This window comes from Streptoverticillium olivoreticuli subsp. olivoreticuli, assembly GCF_003391135.1.
Lineage (GTDB): Bacteria > Actinomycetota > Actinomycetes > Streptomycetales > Streptomycetaceae > Streptomyces > Streptomyces blastmyceticus.
The window spans coordinates 8,768,977-8,789,276 of sequence record NZ_CP031455.1; the positions used below are offsets into that span (position 1 = coordinate 8,768,977).

Annotated in this window: 14 protein-coding genes and 2 pseudogenes; 8 read left to right on the forward strand and 8 right to left on the reverse strand. The window is 67.9% G+C overall.

All coding sequences use genetic code 11. The annotated features are described in order from the left end of the window. Positions 1-378: 378 nt before the first annotated feature. The 4 genes from DXZ73_RS39955 (at position 379) to DXZ73_RS38630 (ending at position 5,173) form a co-directional block, all read left to right on the forward strand. The gene (locus DXZ73_RS39955) at positions 379-765 is read left to right on the forward strand and encodes a transposase family protein (RefSeq protein WP_240351017.1); all 387 of its coding nucleotides are present in this window, start codon (positions 379-381) and stop codon (positions 763-765) included. A 448-nt stretch (positions 766-1,213) separates the two neighbouring features. Continuing rightward, positions 1,214-2,806: a sensor histidine kinase gene (locus DXZ73_RS37540; protein ID WP_240351015.1), complete on the forward strand. Its 1,593-nt coding sequence runs from the start codon at positions 1,214-1,216 to the stop codon at positions 2,804-2,806. Positions 2,807-2,822: 16 nt separating this feature from the next. Then, positions 2,823-3,476, forward strand: coding sequence for a response regulator (locus DXZ73_RS37545; protein ID WP_116209012.1), 654 nt, complete (start codon positions 2,823-2,825; stop codon positions 3,474-3,476). 1,163 nt (positions 3,477-4,639) lie between these two features. Beyond that, on the forward strand, positions 4,640-5,173 hold the full coding sequence (locus DXZ73_RS38630) for a chorismate mutase (RefSeq protein WP_162889891.1): 534 nt from the start codon (positions 4,640-4,642) through the stop codon (positions 5,171-5,173). A 1,525-nt stretch (positions 5,174-6,698) separates the two neighbouring features. Here DXZ73_RS38630 and istB read toward each other — a convergent pair. Together istB and istA are read right to left on the reverse strand one after the other, a co-directional pair. After that, positions 6,699-7,523, reverse strand: a complete 825-nt coding sequence (istB, locus tag DXZ73_RS37560) for an IS21-like element helper ATPase IstB (RefSeq protein ID WP_116209007.1) — start codon at positions 7,521-7,523, stop codon at positions 6,699-6,701. Continuing rightward, positions 7,520-9,157, reverse strand: coding sequence for an IS21 family transposase (gene istA, locus DXZ73_RS37565; RefSeq protein ID WP_116209005.1), 1,638 nt, complete (start codon positions 9,155-9,157; stop codon positions 7,520-7,522). The genes istB and istA overlap by 4 nt, the downstream gene beginning before the upstream one ends. 981 nt (positions 9,158-10,138) lie before the next feature. Here istA and DXZ73_RS37570 point away from each other — a divergent pair. Continuing rightward, positions 10,139-10,501, forward strand: a complete 363-nt coding sequence (locus DXZ73_RS37570; protein ID WP_162889890.1) for a beta/gamma crystallin domain-containing protein — start codon at positions 10,139-10,141, stop codon at positions 10,499-10,501. A 285-nt stretch (positions 10,502-10,786) separates the two neighbouring features. On the opposite strand, the gene DXZ73_RS37580 is transcribed toward DXZ73_RS37570, so the two are convergent. The 3 genes and pseudogenes from DXZ73_RS37580 to DXZ73_RS40775 all read right to left on the reverse strand — a co-directional run. Continuing rightward, positions 10,787-11,443 carry a hypothetical protein gene (locus DXZ73_RS37580; RefSeq protein ID WP_116208999.1) on the reverse strand — a complete coding sequence of 219 codons (657 nt, stop codon included), beginning with the start codon at positions 11,441-11,443 and terminating at the stop codon, positions 10,787-10,789. Between the two features lie 1,076 nt (positions 11,444-12,519). Beyond that, on the reverse strand, positions 12,520-14,292 hold the full coding sequence (locus tag DXZ73_RS37585; RefSeq protein ID WP_240351668.1) for a group II intron reverse transcriptase/maturase: 1,773 nt from the start codon (positions 14,290-14,292) through the stop codon (positions 12,520-12,522). Between the two features lie 686 nt (positions 14,293-14,978). Beyond that, positions 14,979-15,925, reverse strand: a pseudogene (locus DXZ73_RS40775) (IS630 family transposase); the annotation flags it as partial. Between the two features lie 101 nt (positions 15,926-16,026). Here DXZ73_RS40775 and DXZ73_RS37600 point away from each other — a divergent pair. Continuing rightward, positions 16,027-16,464, forward strand: a pseudogene (locus DXZ73_RS37600) (transcriptional regulator); the annotation flags it as partial. Positions 16,465-16,550: 86 nt separating this feature from the next. Here DXZ73_RS37600 and DXZ73_RS37605 read toward each other — a convergent pair. From DXZ73_RS37605 to DXZ73_RS37615, 3 genes are all read right to left on the reverse strand, one after another. Continuing rightward, entirely contained in the window at positions 16,551-16,925 is a 375-nt protein-coding gene (locus DXZ73_RS37605; RefSeq protein WP_116208997.1) for a DUF6573 family protein, read from the reverse strand. Between the two features lie 136 nt (positions 16,926-17,061). Further along, complete coding sequence (locus tag DXZ73_RS37610) at positions 17,062-17,601, reverse strand: hypothetical protein (RefSeq protein WP_162889889.1); 540 nt, start codon at positions 17,599-17,601, stop codon at positions 17,062-17,064. A gap of 536 nt (positions 17,602-18,137) precedes the next feature. Then, complete coding sequence (locus DXZ73_RS37615; protein ID WP_116208994.1) at positions 18,138-19,097, reverse strand: hypothetical protein; 960 nt, start codon at positions 19,095-19,097, stop codon at positions 18,138-18,140. Here DXZ73_RS37615 and DXZ73_RS39960 point away from each other — a divergent pair. Both DXZ73_RS39960 and DXZ73_RS37620 read left to right on the forward strand, forming a co-directional pair. Beyond that, positions 19,077-19,388, forward strand: a complete 312-nt coding sequence (locus DXZ73_RS39960; RefSeq protein WP_162889888.1) for a hypothetical protein — start codon at positions 19,077-19,079, stop codon at positions 19,386-19,388. The genes DXZ73_RS37615 and DXZ73_RS39960 overlap by 21 nt on opposite strands. Continuing rightward, positions 19,385-20,284: an aldo/keto reductase gene (locus DXZ73_RS37620; RefSeq protein ID WP_162889887.1), complete on the forward strand. Its 900-nt coding sequence runs from the start codon at positions 19,385-19,387 to the stop codon at positions 20,282-20,284. Before DXZ73_RS39960 ends, DXZ73_RS37620 begins: the two co-directional genes overlap by 4 nt. The last annotated feature ends 16 nt before the right edge of the window (positions 20,285-20,300 follow it).

Genomic DNA, 20,300 nt, shown 5'->3' on the forward strand with positions numbered 1-20,300 from the left:
GAACCGGCCGTGGACACGTCGTGGCGTTGCGGAACGCGTCAAGTCAAATGAGACGTGTGTGACGTTATGAGGCTTGTGGCTGTTGCAGGGCTTTGGCATGAAGGTGACTAGAGCGCGTTCACCCCAACTCGCCTTCTTTGTCGGTTTGGTGATGAGATATGGCAGGCGCGGTCACCAGGGATCATGTGAGTGCCTACGTCCCATGATCCTGCCGGAAGACCGTGCCTGCCGTTGCTGAATCATCTCCCATGCCCGCCTCGCTTGGTCAACTCGCTGCCGCGCCATCCCTGTCGGTTGAGGAGTGTCCGGGCCTGTTGACCTGCCTCGCGACAGTGATGGATCCCCGTGACCCACGGTCGGCTTCATCCCCTGGTCGGCATGCTCGCCATCTGCGCCGCCGCGGTCCTGACCGGCGCGACCTTGCTGCTGGCGATCAGGGAGTGCGGCGCTGACGCTTCGCAGCCGGTCCTGGCCCGGCTCGGTGCCCGCCGTGATCCCTTTACCGGTCGGCACCACGCTCCTGGTGAGGCCGCCATCCGCCGGGTGCTCGCCCAGATCGAGGGTGACCTGCTCGACCGGGCTGTCGGCAGCTGGCTGTCCGTCCGGTGCCTGCAGACCGGTCTGCTGTTCCCCGGCGCTGCCCAGGCCATCGAAATCAAGCGGCACAGGGTGAACCGCAGGACTGGCAAGATCAGCATCAAGACTGTGCGCGCCGTCACGAGCCTGGCCGCTGAGCAGGCCACTCCGCCCAGCTCGCATCCCTGATCTGCGGGCACTGGCCGGTGGAAGCCCTGCACCTTGTGAGAGACACGGCTTTCGCCGAGAACGTCTCCCGGCTGTGAACGGGCAACGCCCCCCCCGAGCCATGGCCACCTGGCGCAACCTCGCCATCGGAGCCCTCGGCCTGGCCGGACACCACGCGATCGCCGCAACACCCGCGACGACACCCGACCCCTCACCATCCTCATTATCCCGTGATCAAGAACAGGAAATTACGGCTTCACGACGAAGCCCTGCGACTCCGCCGAGCACTCGCAGAACACCCGCTCAGACCTCCGGGTAGGGCGAAAGTCGCGACGTTAGATGTACGCCACGGACGGGCGGAGCTGCCTATCGTGCGGGCATGAGAGCAACATTGTGGGCCTGCGACCTGTGGCGACGGCTGATTGGACCGGAGCAATGGCCCTGGCGGCGGCTGGCGGGAGAAGGTGCGATGGCCGCGGTGCTCGCCCTGCTCGCGGCAGGAACAGAGGATCTCACCGGGAGCGACTGGCCGCGGATGCTCGCGGCGGCGCTCGCCGTCGCCGCGCTGTCACTGCTACGGCGCGCACTGCCTGTGCCCGTCCTGCTCGCCACGGCGGTCCTGACCGGGGCAACCCCGGGCGGACTGCTGCTGCTGGCGCCAGTCGGCTGGTCTGCGGGGCACCGGATCGCCGGGGCGGTGCGGGCAGTGACGGCATTCGCCGTGTCCTGCGTGGTGTGCGTGGCAGCCAGCGCCGTTATTCATCGTCTGACCCCCTGGGAGCTGGCGTTCACCACCCTCGTCTTCCTGGCATCGGCGGTCGTTCCGGGACTCACCAGCCGCTATTGGTACCAGCGGCGCACCCTGATGCGTGCCCTGCAAGAACGCAACGCCCAGCTGCTGCGCGAGCGCGAGATGGTCTCGGGACAGGCGCGGATGCGTGAGCGGCAGCGGATCGCCCAGGACATGCACGACAGCCTCGGCCACCAGCTTGCCCTGATCGCCGTGCATACAGGCGCCCTCGAGGTGGACAGAAAACTGACCGGCCAGCAACGCGAGGCGGTCGCCGTGCTGCGGGAGGCGTCCGTGGCCGCGATGCACGAGCTGCGCCAGGTGGTCGGCATCCTCAAGGGCAGCGCTGCGGAGGAGACGCCGGTAGTGCAGCCCGTATCCGGGGCGGTAGCCGGGATCGAGGCGCTGGTTGAGTCGGCGGCCGCGGCGGGCACTGCGGCCCGGTTCGAGCGCTCGGGGGAGCCGCAGCCGCTGGCACCGGTGGCCGACCACGCCGCGTACCGCATCGCGCAGGAGGGGCTGACGAACGCGTACAAACACGCGCCCGGTGCGCCGATCACCGTCAGCCTGCGCTACGAGCCGGACTCGATGGTGGTGGAGGTCGCGAACGGTCCGGTGCCGGGGGACTCCGGGCCGTGGCCCGCCGCGGTCAGCGGCGGTCAAGGGCTGACCGGGCTCCGGGAGCGGGCCCGGCTGGTCGGCGGGATGGTGCACGCCGGACCGGTGGATGGCGGGGGCTTCCGGCTCGCGGGGGTGCTCCCGTACGGGACGGGGGAGAAGACCTTCGTCGACGCGGCAAACGACTTTCGACAGCAGACCCGCCCTGCAGCTCCCGGCGAGGGTGGACCGGTCACTGACTGGTCCGATCCGCGCGAGGAGTTCAAGAACATCATGGGTTCGAAGAAGAGTCGTGGTCTTCTGATCGGCTGCGGCGCAGCCCTGCTGCTGATCCTGGTGGGACTGGCGGCAGTGCTGGTGTATGGGGTGGGCAAGCTGCTCGATGAGGCCGAGAAGGCGACGATTGACCCCAGTGTCTACACCTCGGTGAAGGTCGGCGACTCCGAGGATCAGGTGCGCGAGAAGCTGCCCTCAGGCGACTCGATCCTCACCACTGGTGCAAAAGACAAGGGGCCGGCCGAGCCGGCTGGCGCGAGCTGCCTTACCCTTTTGTCCACCGATGTGTCCAAGGGGATGCTCACCGACATCGTGTACCGGTTCTGCTTCAAGGACGGGAAACTGATCGAGAAACGTGAGTTCGAAGTCAAGAATTAGCGCAACAGGAGATCAGTTGATCCGCGTCCTCATCGCCGACGACGAGCCGCTCATCCGGGCCGGGATCAGGATGATCCTCACCTCCGCCGACGACATCCAGGTCGTGGCAGAAGCGGTGGACGGGCGCGAGGCAGTCGAACTGGCGCGTCGGCACCTGGTAGACGTCGCCCTGCTCGATATCCAGATGCCTGCCCTGGACGGGTTCGCGGCACTCGCCGAACTAGGACGCACAGCCCCAGGTGTACGGGCACTGATCCTGACCACCTTCGGGGAGCGTGACAACGTACTGCGGGCTCTGCGGCACGGCGGAGCCGGCTTCCTGCTGAAGGACTCGGCACCCGCGGAACTGATCGGGGCGGTACGGGCGGCAGCTGCGGGCAACGCATACCTGTCGCCCGCAGCTGCGCGCCACGTGGCGGACTCGCTGGCGGGCGACCGCGCCACGGGCCGGGGTGAGGCGGCGCGACGGCAGGTGGCAGCGCTGAGCGAGCGGGAGCGCGAGGTACTGGCGCTGCTCGGCGAGGGGCTGTCCAACGCCGACGCGGGGCAGCGCATCCACATGAGCGAGGCCACGGTGAAGACCTATGTCAGCCGGATCCTCGCGAAGCTGGACTGCGATAACCGGGTGCAGGCGGCACTGCTGGCGCGCGACGCGGGGTTCGGGGCCTGAAGTGACGCACCCATAGGCCGACGGCGAGCCCTGTGTATCGGCCCCGCCCTGGGCACGCCGGAAGTCACCATCTCTCTTTCCTGGCGAGGCAGAGCCGTCGCCCCACCGTACTGGTGAGTGAGATGAGCGTGAGGTTTCAACTGGCTCGTTTGAAAGCCCTGTTGGCCACATGCCCTGCTGTAAATCAACCTATTGCATGTGCTCGTGGACTTGGGGTGCGATATTGATCGTCATCCGTGAGGGTGGCCGCTACTGCAGGGGCTGCTGCCGTCCTGGCGTGCTCTGGTCGCGCTGACGTACCCGCGCCAGCACAATACCGTCACCGAGGTTGTGGCCGGATTCCAGATGGGTGTCGGCACCGAGACCTGCGTACGCACCGTCACTCCTGCTCACGAGGAAGCTCGCAGAACCCTCACGACCTCCTTCAAATGCCTCTACGGCCGCGGCTTCACCGTCAGCAGGAAGCCGATCAACCGAACGCGTGCCTGCCTGAAGTTCCCGTGAGCGGGTCTTCGGCAAGGGGTGTCCTGGGCCTCATTCTGATTCGGCTGGGGTCATCGGTCTGCGCCTGGAAGTCTGGCTTTTTTCGTCAGGGTGTCAGTAAAAGCCGTCCTAGGCATCTGGTGGATTTCCTCTATGAGTCCCTCGGGGCTGGGCGTATTGGTTCGCCTTCGGCCGCCGGGGCGGGCTGTGGATATCCGAGACTAGCTGTGAAGGAGTCGTCGGCGATTACCGGGCGTGAGTTGAATGCTGTACCACTTGACGGATGTTAAGGTCGATCAGCAGGACGCAGCGAGTGATCCCGTGCTCATTCTGCCCTGCCTCGGGGCAGTTCCGCGGGGATTCTCCCCATGCCCGCACCGAGGGGCCCGTTGAGAGAGCCGGGCCACGAAGCTGCCCTCACGCTCAAGATCTCGGATATCTCTGGACCCTCAGCACGGAGATGGTCACGAACCAGGTCTCATGCTCCTTGGGGATCGGGAGATGCCCGTACAGGGGCGCTCGGAAAATATGAAGAGAAAGGTTTAAGAATGCAACTTCCCGCTAATCGCCGATGCATACGCCGCTCGCAGAAACTCACCCGGACGTTTGTGGCCTGCTCAGCAGGTGCCGGTGCCGTCATCGCCCTAGTCGTCGCAACGCCGGCCGTTGCGGCAACGGCAGTGACCGAGAAGGCGCCTTATGCCAGTCACCGTACGGAAAACCTCACTGAGCAGGCCATGGGGCGGCTGGCGAAGTTGGCTGCCGAGCGCGCGCTGACCGCCGATCAGGTCGCCGCCTCGAAGTGGCTGTCGGGCCGCTCCATCGAGGATCCGGTCCGTGAGCGGCAGGTTCTGGAAGGTATGGATGCGCAGGCACGGGAACTGGGCGTCGATCGGGCCCTGGTACAGGAATTTTTCAAGGACCAGATCGAGGCCAATAAGCTCATTCAGTACGGGCTCCACGAGTACTGGCGAAATAACCCTGCCGCGGCTCCCATGCAGGGCCCTGATCTGGACCAGGTCCGAGTGGAAATCAACCGCATCAACGCAGGGATGCTGACGGCAATTCGGGAATATCAGCCCCTCCTGTCCGAGTCCCGGTGTGCGGCCGCAGTGGCGCGGGCGCACAGTCAGGTGGCAGAGAACATGAAGCTGGATGAGCTGCACAAGAAGGGCTTGCGGCGCGCTCTGCAGGGCCTTTGTGCCACTCCTTGAGCCGTAGCTCGGCAAGACCGGAAGACCGTTCCCAGCGGCGACCGCTGCCCTCGTGAGGAGCCTCTGGCCGACTCGTTGCCAAATCTCGCCGACGGAGCGGCCCGGCAGCTGAGGATTCGTTGCTGGAGTGACGGACCTGGTGGTCCGAGATGTATACCGGTGGTGTGCGGTATCCGGCCAGGCAGGCCTCGCGCACTTTGCAGCAGACGGGCTGGTGCCCGCGCATCCCGGCACGCTGGGGTGCCGGTGCAACGATGTAGCGGTGCCGGACCTGCTGAAGAGCTCTGGCCACGCGGAAAGACGGTCAGGGACTGGGGCGCGTGGCTAGGTTTCGCCGACAAGGCGGGGCAGAGCCTGCGCCCGCCGAAGGCGCGGACCTGGTCCCGACGAGGTGTCACCCCCGTAGTCAGGGGCACCGGCCGGCTTGTGCAGGGTCGCGTTGCTGCGCCCTGGCCTGCACCAGGCGCCCCAGCCCCTCTGATCTTCCGGATGCGAGACTGCCAATCGGATAGCTCTTCCAAGGTTCCGGTGAGGACAGGCCGCCAGCCTGGTGGCAGTGTGCCGACTGTGTGACACCGGACTGCTGAAGACCGCCTCTCAGCCAGCCGCGCTGCTGGTTAGGCGTGTTGTGGTGCGGGGTTGTGTTGCCTGGACCCCAGGCAGGCCGGATGGCCTGTCTGCGCGGGAAGCTCAGCGAGCGGGCGCACGGATGCACCGGAGCCGTCTTGAGGAAGGGCCCGGCGTGATCGAGCCGACCGTGCGTTGGCCAGAGTGCCCTCGGTCGACGCTTCGGGAGCTCATCAGCACAGCGCCGGCCGAGACTGCCGCATCCCGTCTGCCGAAGATACTCGCGGTGGCAATCAGCGACACTACGATCCTGGGCCTGCACAGGGCACTGCTGTGCCCGCGTAGGAGGTGCCCGAAGTGCTGAGCTTGGACGTTCTGCCATGCGATACCGCCACCGGTGCACGGTGCTGCTGCCGGACGTGGATCCTCACGGCCGCATCGACGCACATACGTACCGGAAGACCGACAGTCTGGTGCGTAACTGCACGAGGTATCCCAGAGTCTGGGCGGTGTGCCGCGACGAGCCGGCCTGACCGGCCTTTCTGGACGGGATCGCAGCCTCTGCCAGGGTTGTGTGTTTGTGACAGGTTCTGTTGGCCCCACTCCGACATTGAAGTTGGCCCCACTGAGGGTGTGACGGGGCTCGGGTGAGGGTCGTCAACCTGGCATCGACAAGTTGTTTTGGCCCCACCCCGAACGAGTGGGTTCCCTGGTCGGGGGGCGGGGTCGGAGCGGTAGCGTGAAGGACATCGGATCCGGACTGGACGACGGGCCCCGACACCCCGCCGGACCACAGGATCTCGACCCGTGTTCGATAGGGACCGCTGGATTCTCCGATCCGCGGTGGCCGACGAGCGCGGGCATTGGCGCGACCGGCGGAGAACGGTTCGGGCCCAACCGGGCCGAGGCCGGTGCCCCTGTAAGGGGCGCCGGCCTCGGTTCTTGAGGCGGGGATGGTTCAGGGCTTGGGCTTGCGGTGCTTCTCCTGGGTCTTCTTGAAGCGGAAGCTGTCGGTGCCGGTCTCGACGATGTGCGCGTTGAAGGTCACCCGGTCCACGATCGCCGAGCAGAGCCGGGGATCGGTGAACGTCTGCTTCCACTCCGAGAACGGCGCGTTCGAGGCGATGGCGATCGCCCGTCGTTCCTCGCGTTCGGTGAAAACCTGGAACAGCAGCTTCGCGCCGGGCTTGTCCAGGTCGAGATAGCCGAACTCGTCCAGACAGAGCAGGTCAACGCGTCCGTAGCGGGCGAGGGTCCGGCTGAGCTTCTTCTCGTCGGCGGCCTCGGCAAGCTCGTTCACGAGGTTCGCCGTGGTCGTGTAGCGGACCCGCATGCCGGCCTCGGCGATCGCGGTGCCGATCAGCAGGTGCGACTTGCCGGTGCCGGAGTCGCCGATCAGGCAGAGCGGCAGGCCCGCCTTCACCCAGGCCGGGTCCGCCAGAGTGCTGACCTGCTCGGGGGTGATGTTCGGGTTCTTCTCGAACTCGAAGTCCTCCAGCCGCTTGGGGCGGGGGAAGTTCGCTTCCCTGACCAGCCGGTTCTTCTTCCGCTCCTCCCGCTGGAGGCATTCGGCTTCCAGCAGATCAGCCAGAAAATCCTTGTAGCTGGCCCGCTCCTTGAGCGCGGTTGCCGCGATGTCCTCGAAGCGCGAACGGATCGTCGGCAGGTGCAGGGCCCGGCAGGCTTCATCGATCACGGTCTCGACGGCTCCGGCGGCCGAGGCGTCCTTGCGGGGCCCCGGGACTCGCTCACCGACGTCGAAGAGGGTGGTGGTGTCGTTCATGCGGAACCTTTCGGATGGCGGGTCAGCAGCTGGTCATAGACGTCCACCGACGGCGGAGGACGGTTGTCCTGGGGCAGTTCGGTCCGGCGGGCGGGCAGCGCCAGCAGCTGTCCGCCGGGGATGTCCACCCAGGGCGGAGGATCGTTTTCGTCGTCCTCCGGCTCGGGGTCCCGGGCGGCGGACTCGGCCTTGCGGGCCTCGATGGCCACCACATCCGTGCTGATCGACCCGGCCTTGATCGCGGCCGCCATCCCGGCCTGGACCGCCTCGGCGGGCATTCGCCGGTGCAGCAGCAGGACCTCGATCAGCGCGCGGGTGCCGGCCGCGTCCCCGTGGGCTTTGAGGGCAGCGGCCCAGAACGCCTCATGGACGGCCGTGAAGGACCCCTCGGCCCGCGCGGCGGCCAGCGCGGTCGACCCGGCCATGGCCCCGGGCTTGATCAGCAGGATCTCCAGGTAGTGGTCGAGCACGTCGCGGTATCCGTATCGTTTCGTCAGCCGCGGGTGCCGGGCGACGACGTTCCGGCGTTCGAGGACCAGCAGCTCGTTGCCTCGCAGCAGAATGCGTACGCGTTCTCCGATGAAGCGGGCGGGCACTGAGTAGTGGCACTGGCGGACGCTGATCCGGCTGGTCCGGTCGACCTTCGGCGTCAAGGTGAGGCCGCACTCGAAGTCCTCGGTCGGCAGCGGGGCCAGGGCCTCGGCTTCGATGCGGAAGTTGAAGCCGATCGAGGTCAGCTTCCCGCGCAGGATCCGCTCGTCCTCCGCCTCATCGATGATGGCGATCCGGGCATTGAGCTCCTCCAGCGAGGGAACGTCGGGAACAGGGACCAGGTGGGCCCGGCGGAAGCGCCCGCCTTCCTGCTCGACCCCGCCTTTCTCGTGAGCGCCTTCCTCACCGGGGATGCAGTAGAAGGCGTCGAAGCCGTAGTGCGAGCGGAAGGTGGTCCACCGCTCGGATTCCACCCGGTTGCGGCCGGTGCAGACCTGACGGACCGCGGGCTTGAGGTTGTCGTATCGGATGTGCCTGGTCGGGACCCCGCCCAGCACCCGGAATGCCTCCGCGTGGCCCTCCATGAACGACTCCTGGGCCTGCGAGGCGAACACGCGGTGGACGGCCTTGCCCGAATGCGACAGCCGCAGCGTGAACAGGTGGCACTTGACCGCCTCGCCGGCCACCCGCACCCACACATCCGCGAAGTCGACCTCGGCTTCCTCGCCGGGCAGGTGGTCCTGCGGCACCATTCCCTCCAGGTGCTGGCGGCCCTCACGGTCCTCCGCCACGATCTCCGGCCGCCGTTTGCGGACGTAGTCCCGCAGCGTGGAGTACGAAACCTGGTCGAAGCCGTGCTCCTCAGCCAGGCGTTTCTGGATCCGTTCGACGGTGTGCTTCTGCTTCCGCGGGGCCCTCAGATCGGCCCGCAGCATCGCGTCGATCCACTCCGCGGCCGGGTCCAGGACGCGGAACTTCCGTCTCACCGCCTTGCGCTGAGGCGGGATCGCGGAGGCCATGGCCTGGCGGACAGTCCGGCGGTGGACGCCGTATTTCGCTGCCAGAGCTCGATGTGAGAGCGACGGATCGAGACGTACGTCCCGACGGATGTTTTCGAACAGCTCGACACGCGACAGACGCACCCCGGCCTCCCGACACGGCCATGACCAACGACACGGCCTCCGACATGACCGTGAACGACGGACACACCCTGACGGGATCGGGCAGACAGCTCACACCATTCACTCGGACGAGGGCACGTCGCCTCTCACCAGGACAGGTGGGGCCAATTCAAATGTCGATCAAGCTGGGGCCAGACCAACCTGTCGGAGTGGGGCCACTGAAACCTGTCACAAACAGTTGTGAGTTGTGAGGCTCGCACCCTATTCCCCCAGGTAGACAAGGTGACCTGTGAGGCTGTGAGCTGTGAGCCACCCCTCGCCAGGCATCACCGGCGCCGCGGTGTGGCCCTGCACCTCCGGTGCGGCCGCGGCGGGATCAGAGCGGGCAGAGCCACGTCGGTGAGGCTTCCCGTGGATACGGTCACGAACCCTCGGCGGCAGACGTCCGGCGCACCCACTGCACCCTGCCGTCGCGCTCTCCGAGCGTCAGGCGGTGCGTTTCGGGCAGACCCACGCGCCGTTGCTGCGTCCAGCAGCCGGTCCGCGAGCACCTCATCTACCACTTTGCCCGGCCCCTTCTCCGCCGGCCGTCCGCTGGCCTGCCGAATGCCGGCGGACACGAACTCGCGCTCGCTGGTCGCCTTCAACGCCAGCCTCGGGAGCCGGCCCTGCCACTCGACCCGCTGGATCATGCAGGCCAGCACCGGCGAACTGCCCGTTCGCACCCACGCATCGCCCCTGCCTACGGCCCGCGCCTCCTCCGTGGCCCTCCGCAGCAGGGCTTTGGGGGAGATGTGGCCGGAGACCAGCCCTCCGCGGGGACTGTCTCCAGCCATACTCCGGCCCCCACTTCATGTGTGAGGCGGAAGATGTCACGCTCGAACGCAGGAGTTCTGAATGAGGTCACGGCCCAGGACCGCCGCCATCGCGTTCCAGGGCAGCCCACGAGAGGTCTCGTCGGGGTCACGCGCGCAGTCCGTTCAGCCAAGGAGGAGCCATCACATGAAGATGCTTCGCTTGATTGCCACACTCACTGCCACTGCCGCGCTCGCCCTGACCGGCGTCGCCTCCGGCGGCACGGCGTTCGCCGCCCCGACTCCTCGCTCCGTCACGAACATCACCGATATCACCAACCCGCCGTGTGGCAATCGCACCGATTTCGTCAGGGTGTACGCCTATAGCCGAGGTGACACCTGCTACGCCAATGCCGGATACACCACTCCGAATATCACCGCTGTCTACCGGGTGTGCAGCGGAAACAACGATATCTCGATCGGATTCAACGCTGAATCCTTTGAAATCTCCCGGAACAACTGCCAGGACTTCGGGGGAGGAAAGTACCTCACACGCCTCCAGATCTGGTAGCCCAAGCCCATCGACACCCTGTTCGCTTTCATCCCCCGAGAACCGCTCAGGGGGCGGCCTCCGGCCACATTTCCTCCACGAGCACAGCATGTCCCTCTCGGCCCTGGCATGACAGCGACGGCCAGGCCAAGAGTCCCACCGCCGCCCCCCCGGACACCAACTGCGCCTTCCTCTCCACGATCAAGTCCCACCTGCCCATCGGCGCGCTGCGCCACAACCCCACCGTCATCGCTGACCTGGCCCGGTGAAGGCGGCGCCGCCTGGAGCGGGCCCGGTGATTCCAAGTCAGGCGCCGACCGGCGCCTTCCCCTCGGCAGCCTTCTCCTCCCCTGCGCCAGCTTCAGGCACTGCCGCCAGGGGCACTGTCTGGGGTGCGGAATCCGCGGCCGCGGTGGCGGTATAGAACACCGACCCCCGCTTCCGCTCGCGCTCCAACCTGCCCTTGGCAACGAGTGCTTCGACCGTGTTGCGCACCACCTGGGCGCTCACGGTGCGTTCCGGGTGGGCCTGGCCTAGTTCTGTGATGACCTCGCCGACCATACGCGGCTGGCGGTGCCCGGCGAGCAGAGCGAGAACCAGCTCACCCAAAGTGGGCCCGCCACTCTTCCTGGCACGCACCCCGGGAGCCTTCAAGGCGCCCGCGCCCTTGGCCTGCGCGGACTTCTCCTTCCGACGGCCCGGCGCGGCGACCGAATTGGTGGCCCGGCGCGGCTGCGGTACACCTCCCGCAGCCGCAGTGCCGGTGCCCTCAGCAGCGCCGCCCGTCTTATCCTGCTTCCCGGCCACCGCGTCCCGCATGCCCAGCAGCCACGCATGCTCCTTCTCCAACTGCTCAAGACGGGTCCGAAGCGCTACCTGCTCCTTCTCGTTGCCCTCCAGATCAGCGGCGAACCGCGCCGCGTACCAGGTCTGGATGCCGGCGTCGGCCATGGCCTCGCTCATGACGGCTCCCCATTTTTCAGGTATCGGGTGTTGCTGAGGGATGCTACTCACCCCAACGCGGTGCCAGTACCACCCGCCACACTCAATCCCCCCGCCCCAGAAAGCCGCGCCTCACGGTCCGGGACCCGCCCCCTGTGCCTGCCGGTCGCAGAGACGGACCGGCCACTGGGTAAGGCAGCAACTCCCGAAGAGTGCAAACCTCTCCAGGAACCTGCGCCGCCCCGGGCCCCTTCCGGCTTTTCACCCCAGCCCTCCCACCTGCCCCGCACACCACCCAGCTGCGCCCCGGGACCGACGCCTGCCGGGCCACCCGGTGCGACCCGTCACGAGAGGTGAGATGCGAGTGGAGGAGACAAACACGGGTATCAGGGACTGCCCAGGCATGGAAGAGCGAGGAGCAGTACCGGGATGCCACTGGACACCGGGCGTTTTCGCGCGCTGGACCCGGTCCCGTGCGGGTCCAGCCCGGAAAGGGGCAGCTCCGACCGAGAACCCTGCGCCTGCGAGCAGCCAAAGGGCTGATAGCAACGCTGGCATGGTGGTGGTGAAAGCCGGGTAAGGTCGCTGCGGTGGCCGTTGCGGCGTGATGGGGACGACGCGACGGCCACCAGGACTCTTCCCGCTACACCCCAGGACCGGTGCCCCAGACAGGGCATGTGACCTGGTGGACGTGATGGCACATCACAGTCCCGCCGATGGAGATACGACGGCTAGAGACGACCTTGCAGCAACTGCGCTCCCGCACCGGCAGCGGCTCCGGAAGCAGCTCCGGCACCACATCGTCAAGGAACACGGGCGGGGCGGGTACGGCATCCGGTCCGTCGGCCACACCAGCCATCATGGCGGTCAGGACAAACCGGCGGCCGCGCCGGGGCCCACTTCTCATGTCCTCCAGCATGCAGCCCGCCCTGTCCCAGCAGCAACACCCGCCCCGCGTCCCGGCACGCGCCCCCTCCCAGCGACTGCGCACACCGCTTCGCCCCCATCCCGACGGCCTGACCCGCGCGGTCGGGTAGGTGCATTGCTGCGCCGCACCCCCCTCAGAACCGTGCAGGCCCGTCGTCCGAGCACACGGCTCAAGCAGGCCCCATGGGCCCGTGGGCAGGTTGCAGTGCTGTTCTGCTGCCGGTGCTGGCGCCGCGCCAGCGGTGGCAGTGGGTGTGGATCAGGCGGAAGGATGCGGCCCCATCCGGCGTGCTGCGCCCCGGGGTGGCGGTGACCGCGTGCTTGCGGACCGCCATCCGGGTCACCTTGAGCCACTGTTCCCATTCGGATGGGCTCTGTGGCTCGCGGTCGGCGTGCAGGAGGAACCCGTCGCAGAGCGGACACCGTCCGTGCTGTTTCTGCAGCAGACCCAGCCCGGCCGGACTCAGCGGGGGTTTCCTCCTGCGCCGTCGTGCAGCCCAGTACCCGGCCAGGGCTGGGTCGTCCACCGACGCCCGGCCCGGGACCATCTGGTGCCGGACAATCTTGGTCCAGGCGAACTTGGTGAGATAGGCACCGGTCTCCCGGTCCCCGAAAACCCACCGGTCCTGCCTGGCTCGGTTGAACCGACCGAAATACCGGGACGCCACCCAGTGCTTCGACTTCTTCGGGTGGCTGTGCTTGGCCCACTTGTAAGTGAGCTTCCACATGTGGAAATCCAGCGAGGCGAATGCCTCGCTGGACACCACGCCCCGGTAGTAGGCGGCCCAGCCCCGGATGATCGGGTTCAGCTTGGCGATCACCGCCGCAGCGTTGAGCCCTCGCAGGTTCACCACCTCGGCAGAGAGCCGGTCCCGAATCCGCTGCAGGGAAGCCTTGCTCGGCTTGATCAGCAACGTGCCGTGATAGCGGCGGATGTTGAACCCCAGGAAGTCGAAGCCCTCGTCGAGGTGCGCGATGCGCGTCTTGTCCTCGTTGAAGACCAGGCCCCCGGGCAACAGCCACACGGCAAGCCGCGCCTTGATCTGTTCGGCCTCGCCACGGCTGTGGCAGAGGGCTACAAGATCGTCGGCGTATCTGATCAGAACCGGCGAGCCCGCCTCGGTTTCCCCTGCGCGAGCACCGGTCGTCCGATAGCGGATCCCTGCCGCCTCCTCCAGCCCGTGAAGGGCCACGTTCATCAACAACGGTGAAATGATCCCGCCTTGCGGGGTCCCCTCCACCGTCGGGGCGAACCTCCCTTGATCGACCACCCCGGCCCTGAGCCACTGCTCGACCAGCCCCCGCGCCGGGAACCCACCGAGCAGCCCGAGGAGCCGGTCATGATCGATTCGGTCGAATGCTGCCGTCAGGTCGGCATCCAGCACCCACTGCCGCTTGGGGGCTTTGCCCTTCGCGGTCTGGAAGATGGCCTGGATCGCGTCGTGACAGCCACGGCCGGGCCGAAATCCATAGGATCGCGGCTCGAACCGTGCCTCCCACTCGGGTTCGAGTGCACCAAGGGCCAGGGCCTGAAGGCACCGATCCAAGATCACGGGAATGCCGAGCGGTCTTTGACGCCCGTTTGCCTTCGCAATGAACACTCGCCTGACGGGCCTGGGCCTCCAGGGGGCGGCCTTGCCCTGGGGCAGCAGCACGACCATCCCGTCGATACCCGCCGTCTTACGGCCAGCGTTGACCTCCGTGACCCGCCGCACGCTCATCAGCGTGTTCGAGCGGGAACGGAGCATCAACTTCTGCAAATTGCGGACCCGCTTGAGGTCCCCTGCCTTCGATGCCGTGAAGATCCTCTGCCGCAATCGCCGTACGTTCTCCTCGGCCGCCTGCCAGTCGATCGACAGCCAGTCGGTGGAGTCGCCCTCCGGTCCGTTCACCGCAGCCCCTGCACCCGCAACGGCATCCGCCGTGGAGATCGGTGTCGCCATGGTGTCCAACTTGCCCTTCGGTTCGAGCGTTGAAGTCATCGGGTCTTCACAGGCCCACCTGATCCACGTCAGCACCCTTTCGGGTCCGGGCAGTGCCCGTATCCGGCCAGTTGTGCGGGACGGCCGACAGAGGCGCCGGCCACCAGTCCCGGTTTCCTGCTGCCTTTCGGCTGCCGGCCTTGGCTTCTTGGAACATCCTGTGCCCGCTGGGGAGTTGGGCCTTCCTTGCGGTCGGCTTACCGGAGAAAGCGCCTCCGGACCCCATCGGGGTTACCACGTTCCACGCGAGCGAGATACGACCGGGATGGGTGCCCCCTCTACTCCGGGACGGCGATGCTCTCCCGGCTGACAAAGAATCCCCAACCGGCGCCTGCCGCTTCTCAACGGCCAGTCCTGCACCCCGCTGGAACGTCCCATCTGCGAGGCCGAAAATCACGAAGCATCATCAGGGGTTCAGTCGCCTTCACCCGTCCGGTCTTCCCCTTGCCTGTGGCCTCCGGATGGAACAGAGGCCCTTGGGCTTTTCCCCCGAGCTCCGCACCGAGCCGTTACCGGCAACGCACGTCGGGGTGGGGACAGGCCCTGAGCACTGGCCCGGAACTACGCTGTCGACATCAGTCAGTCCTCCCACCAGCGAATTCGCTCGTCTCGTGCGGCCTCGTGTCGCACCACTCTATTTTTCGTGTCAGGTTGGCCAGGCTGCGTTTGATGTGGGCCCATGCGCCTTCGACCGGGTTCAGATCGGGCGAGTAGGCGGGCAGCAGGAACACCGTCAGCCACTCGCGCTGGTCGATCAACTTACGCATGGCGTGGGAGACGTGGGTGTTGAGCCGGTCCCACACCAGCACGATCGGCGCTTTGACGAGCTGGTGGGCGCCGTCGATCAGCGCGATGAAGTTGCGTTCGCCCATGCTGCGGCGCTTGCCCTTGCCCGCCGGGTGGGAGATCAACCGGTGGCACAGCCGGGTGCGCGAGCCGGGCCGCATGGCGATCAGGCCGGCGACCGACAGCCGTCCCGAGTGCCGCCCGCCGACCGTCACGACCGGCGTGTGGCCGCGTCGGCCCCAGGTGCGTCCTTTGGGCGGACGGCGGGTGAAACCTGCTTCGTCCTCGAAGCAGATGTAGCCCCCGCAGGCCGCCCGGGTTCTTATACCTCCGCCCAGGTCGCCTCCTTCCGTATGACGACGGCCTGCTCGTCGCGTTCGGCCACCCGCCGGGCGGGCACCTGCGGGGATAAGCCGAGCCGGCGCATCAGTCGCGTGGCGCCCGAGACGCTGTAGGAGACGTGGAACTTCCTGCCGATCAGCGTGGCCACCCGCGCGGCGGTCCACACCTGGTCCTCCACCCAGCCATGCGCGGCCGGACCCTGCTCGAGGTAAGCGGCGAGTTTCGCCAGGCAGCGCGGCGACAGACGGCACCGTGACCCGCTCGGGCCACGGGACATCAGCGCCCCGGACCCGCCGTCCCGCCACAGCTGGTGCCACTGGTAGGCCGATTTCCGGCTCACCCGCAGGCGCCGTGCGACCTCAGGCGGTTTGATCTTCTGCTCGAACAACTCAGCCGCCTGTGTTCGTACCGCCTCGCGGCGCTGACGTCCCGCAGCGGTCAGCCCGCTCCCATCCGCATACCTCACACACCACGGAATGCAACCAACACCCCAGCCACATCAGTGGCTTCACAAAAGATCACCCTGACGAGCCGAAGTCAGTAACGAAACCCTCCACACTCAGAGGGGATAGACACTATTTGACGAAGTCGGGTAGGAGCCGCCAGGCCGCGCGGGATGCGGGGCTGACGGTCACGGACCGGATGCTGAAGGCGTGGCTGGAGGGCAAGCGTCGCCCGTCGAAGGTGAACCTGGAGTGTATCGACGCGGCGTACCGGGCGGTGCGCCGGCAGAACGTCGCCCGGCACCTCCTCAAGCGCCTGAACCGCGAGGGACGCGGGACGCGGGTGGAGATCCACCCCCTCAACCAGTCCCAGGTCGCCCGGCCGCTCCAGCGCGTGGTGGAGTACCGGACGATGAACGTGCGCCGCTGGGACAAGATTGTCGCCTCCTGGGCGGCCGGCGACTATCAGGGCCTCGACGCAGCCTGGGACGACACGATCGTCGACCTGTGCTCGCAGTGGGGCCAGTACGAGTACGTCACCAACGTCGGCTTCGCTGCATAGAAGCCCCTCGGCAGGAGGCGGCCCGGATTCATACGGATCCAGGCCTATCCATGTGACTGGCCTTTGAGTTGGCCGGCCGCTCGCGTTCACATCTCGTGGGGGAGTATCAAGGTCATGACGGGCTTGCCCGTATCGCCGGGCTCCGTGATGGCGAGGAGCCGGTCGGCGCCGGTGGGTGCATCGCCGGAGGGAAGTTCTTGCGCGGGTACCACGAAGCACACTTCATTCGCGGGCGCCTGCTCGACAGCCTTCGCTACGGCGGACAGCACCGTGCGCAAGCGCTCTCCCCCGCCCTCCCTGTCGCCTGCCACGAATTCCTGCCACGCACTCGCGGTGATGATCAGCGGCATCTCGATGCCCACGGCTGAGCCCGCCGCAGGCACGATCGGAATGAAGGTGCCGTCCGCGAACGCCTCAGCCCGCGTATAGGCGGCGACCACGGGGCCGTAGTCCTCGTCCATTTCGCATACTCCGCTCTCTCAAGTCCCGCTCGTCGTCCTGCCTGTTGAGCCTGTCGTCTTCGTCCCCTGAACGCTGTCCCTCGAACGGGCGGGCGTTTCAGTCCGGCGCTCACCTGGCCAAGTGAAGCGCTCATGACTAGTCGAGGCGGTGGACGGTGATGCGGGCGCCGACGAACTGTCCGGCTGCGGCGGCTTCGCGCATGAGGCGGTTCTTGGCTTTCTGGTCGCTGGCGGGGATTCCGGCGAGTCCGATCTTCCCCACATAGATCACGCTCCAGCCGTACTGCTCGACCCCGGCGACCCATTGTGGCGGGGGAGCGATGGTGCCGGTGTAGAAGAGCGTCCCGTCGGGTTCCATGACAGTCAGCTGCGCGATGCGGTCCGGTCCGGCGGGAGTGCCGTAGGTGGCCAGCCACTGGTCCGCGTGCGCGGGTGCCTGGCGCATCCGTCCGACGGGGGAGAAGCCGTGGGCAAGGACGCGGGAGGCGAGGACGTCCAGGAGCTCGGAGCCCGCTCCGGCTCCGGCGTGGAGGTAGACCGGTGCCTCGGGTTCGGCGATGAGGGGGGGCAGCACAGAGCGGCCGTGTTCGACTGCGGCGGCGGTCATCCGCATCGCCATCCCGTCGTCCGCCGCGGCCGGCGGCATGGAGGAGCGGGCCTCTGGGATTTCCACCACGGCCGAGGCGTGGCAGCGGGCGTACGCGTACCGCACGTGCGCAACACGGCCCGTGGCCCGCCCGACCCCCGCGATCCGTACGACGACGTTGGCCGGCTCGCTGGGGTAGATCTTCTTTTCGCAGCCAAGGCAGATCGCGTTGTTGAGGGTGACGGCCCCGGCCTTGGCGACCCGGACCCGGCCCCAGCGCGTTCCGTACGTCAGGGCTCATACGGATGTCGGTCATCATCGCTCCCCAGAAGAAGTACCGGTGTGTGCTGCTGTCCAGCACGCCGGATCCGCAGATGCCGGAGGGGCACTTGGTGGTTTTGGGGTAGCCCGATCAACCGCCCCGCGCTGCGCCCTGTCACCCGTCGCCCGGCGCTGGCTCAGGTGGAACCGGGCAGCCGTGCCGCTGGCGGAGGCGCAGCCGGGGGTGCTGAGAGAGCCGTCGTGAACGTGCCGGCCGCCGTCACGCGCTTTCCCGGGATAACGAAGCGCCCGGCCTCCAGGACCGGGCGCGGGTGCAGTCCTCTTGGGTTCGGGGGAGGAGCGGGTCATAGCTCGGGGGCGAGGCCGGAGCGTTTGGCCATGCTCATGAGGGAGGGCTTGCTGCGCTGGTGGAGGATGACCAGGACCCGCAGTACCTCACGGGACATGGGGTGTATCTCTGTCATCTCGGGCGCGATCCGGAACGCCGCCTGTAGGGCCTGCTCGGCGCCTTCGAGGTCGTTGATGGCCAGTCGGGCCCGTGCGGTGTCGATGCACAGGCGGCCCACCCTCGACGGGCGCAGGCCCTTGGGCGGGGTGTCCATGAGGGGCTGGGCCATCTCTGACGCCTCGTGCGGGTGGTCGAGTTCGATGCTCGATCCCACCTCGTACAGGGCGAGGTTGCCCGGCCCGAAGGTGAGGTTGTGCATGATGAGGTCGCCCTGCCCGGCGGGGATGCGGGCGGCCAGTTCCCGGGCGTGCCGGGTGTGCGCGGTGGTCGCGGCCTTGTCCCTGTCCCGTGAGGCGAGCACGATACCGCGCAGGTGCAGCGAGCCCAGGGCGAGAACCTGCGTGGGGCCGTACCCGCCGAGTCGGGCTGCGCCCTCGTAGGTGGTGATGGCGCGGTCCACGACTGTCAGGCCGTCGGTGTAGTGTCCGGCGCTCTGGTGGGTGCCGGCCTCGGTCCAGGCGGCGACCGCCTCGGTCCCGGGGTTCCAGGTCTGCCGGGCGGCCCAGGTCTGCCGGGCCACGACGGTGTCGGCGAGATCAGGCTGCATCAGCCGGTGCGCGATCGTGTACGCGCAGCCGTAGACGTCTGTGACGCGTGACCAGATGCCCGCCTCCCCGGGGCTGCTCAGGGCGGCCGCGGTGACCTGTCCGAGCAGGGTGGGCAGCAGGCGCAGCAGTTCGTGTGCCGCCTGCGCCAGCTGCTCGCCGAGCAGCTCGCCGACCCGCACCTTCTCGCCCGGTACACCGCCGATCTCGACGGGCAGGCCCTCGGCCGGATGGCCCCCAGCCTCCCCCACCTGGACACCATCCCGGCCGACCCCCGGCTGCGCGTGCGGATGACCACCGCCCGCGCGGTGCTGACCACCACCGAGGACGCGGTGCACCTGGCGGCCGCCGGCAGCGTCTACGAGTTCGACCCGGCCGCAGGCCCCGCCCTCCGGGCCCTCGTGGACGGCCGCGAATGCCCCCTGGGAGAACTGGCGGACGCCGCGGGCGTCAGCGCGGGCGTCAGCGTGGCCGACATCGCCGGCCTGGTCTGCGAACTCGTCGCCGGACAGGCCGCCACGATCACCGGGACCGGCCGGTGAGCGCCGCCCTCGGTCTGGGCACCTACCGCGTGCGCGAGACGGACCTGGCGGCGCTCACCGCCATCCAGGGCGGCGCGGCGTGGGTGGACACCGCCCCCGCCTACCAGGACGGCCGGGCCCATCATCTGCTCAGACGAGTGCTCGCCGCCCACGTCGACGTTCAGGTCTCGACGAAGACCGGGTTCTTCACCGCAGCCCAGGGGCGTACGGCGGTCGCGGCCGGGGTCCTCAGCGAAGCGCAGGCCGCCCGGGGCCACGACCTCGGCCCGGCCTTTGTCCGGTGGCAGACCGGGCAGTCGCTCGACGACCTCGGCGGCTGGGCCAACGTGGTGTTCGTCCACAACCCCGAACGCGTCAGCCGGCACCCGCACGTCGTGCGCGGCGCGCTCCGCAGGGCGTTCACCGTGCTCGAAGAATTCCGCGCAGCCGGGCGGATCGGCGGGTACGGCGTCGCCACCTGGTCCGGGCTCGACGAACTGTTCAGCGTGCGCGACCTCCTCGAACTCGCCCAGCAGGCCGCAGGCTCCGCCCGCCATTCCCTCATCGCAGTGCAGCAGCCGGTGAGTCTGGTCATGGACCGGCCCATCCGCCAAGCTCTCGACGGCCGCGGGCCCCTGGTGCAGGCGCGCGCGGCCGGGCTGATGACGTTCGCCTCCGCACCACTCCACGGCGGCGAACTCCCGGGGATGGTCTCCCCGGAGCTCGCCGGTCTCATCCGCCCCGGCCTCTCGCCGGCCGCCGCCTGCCTCCTGGCCACGGTGTCAACCCCGAGCCTGGACGTCGTCCTCCTCTCGGCCAGCGACCACCAGCACTGGACCGAAGCAGCCCAGGCCACCGCCCTATCGTTGGACGCCCGCCGACTCCGGGAGATCACCGATGTACTCGCCACCCCATGACCCTGCCACCACCCAC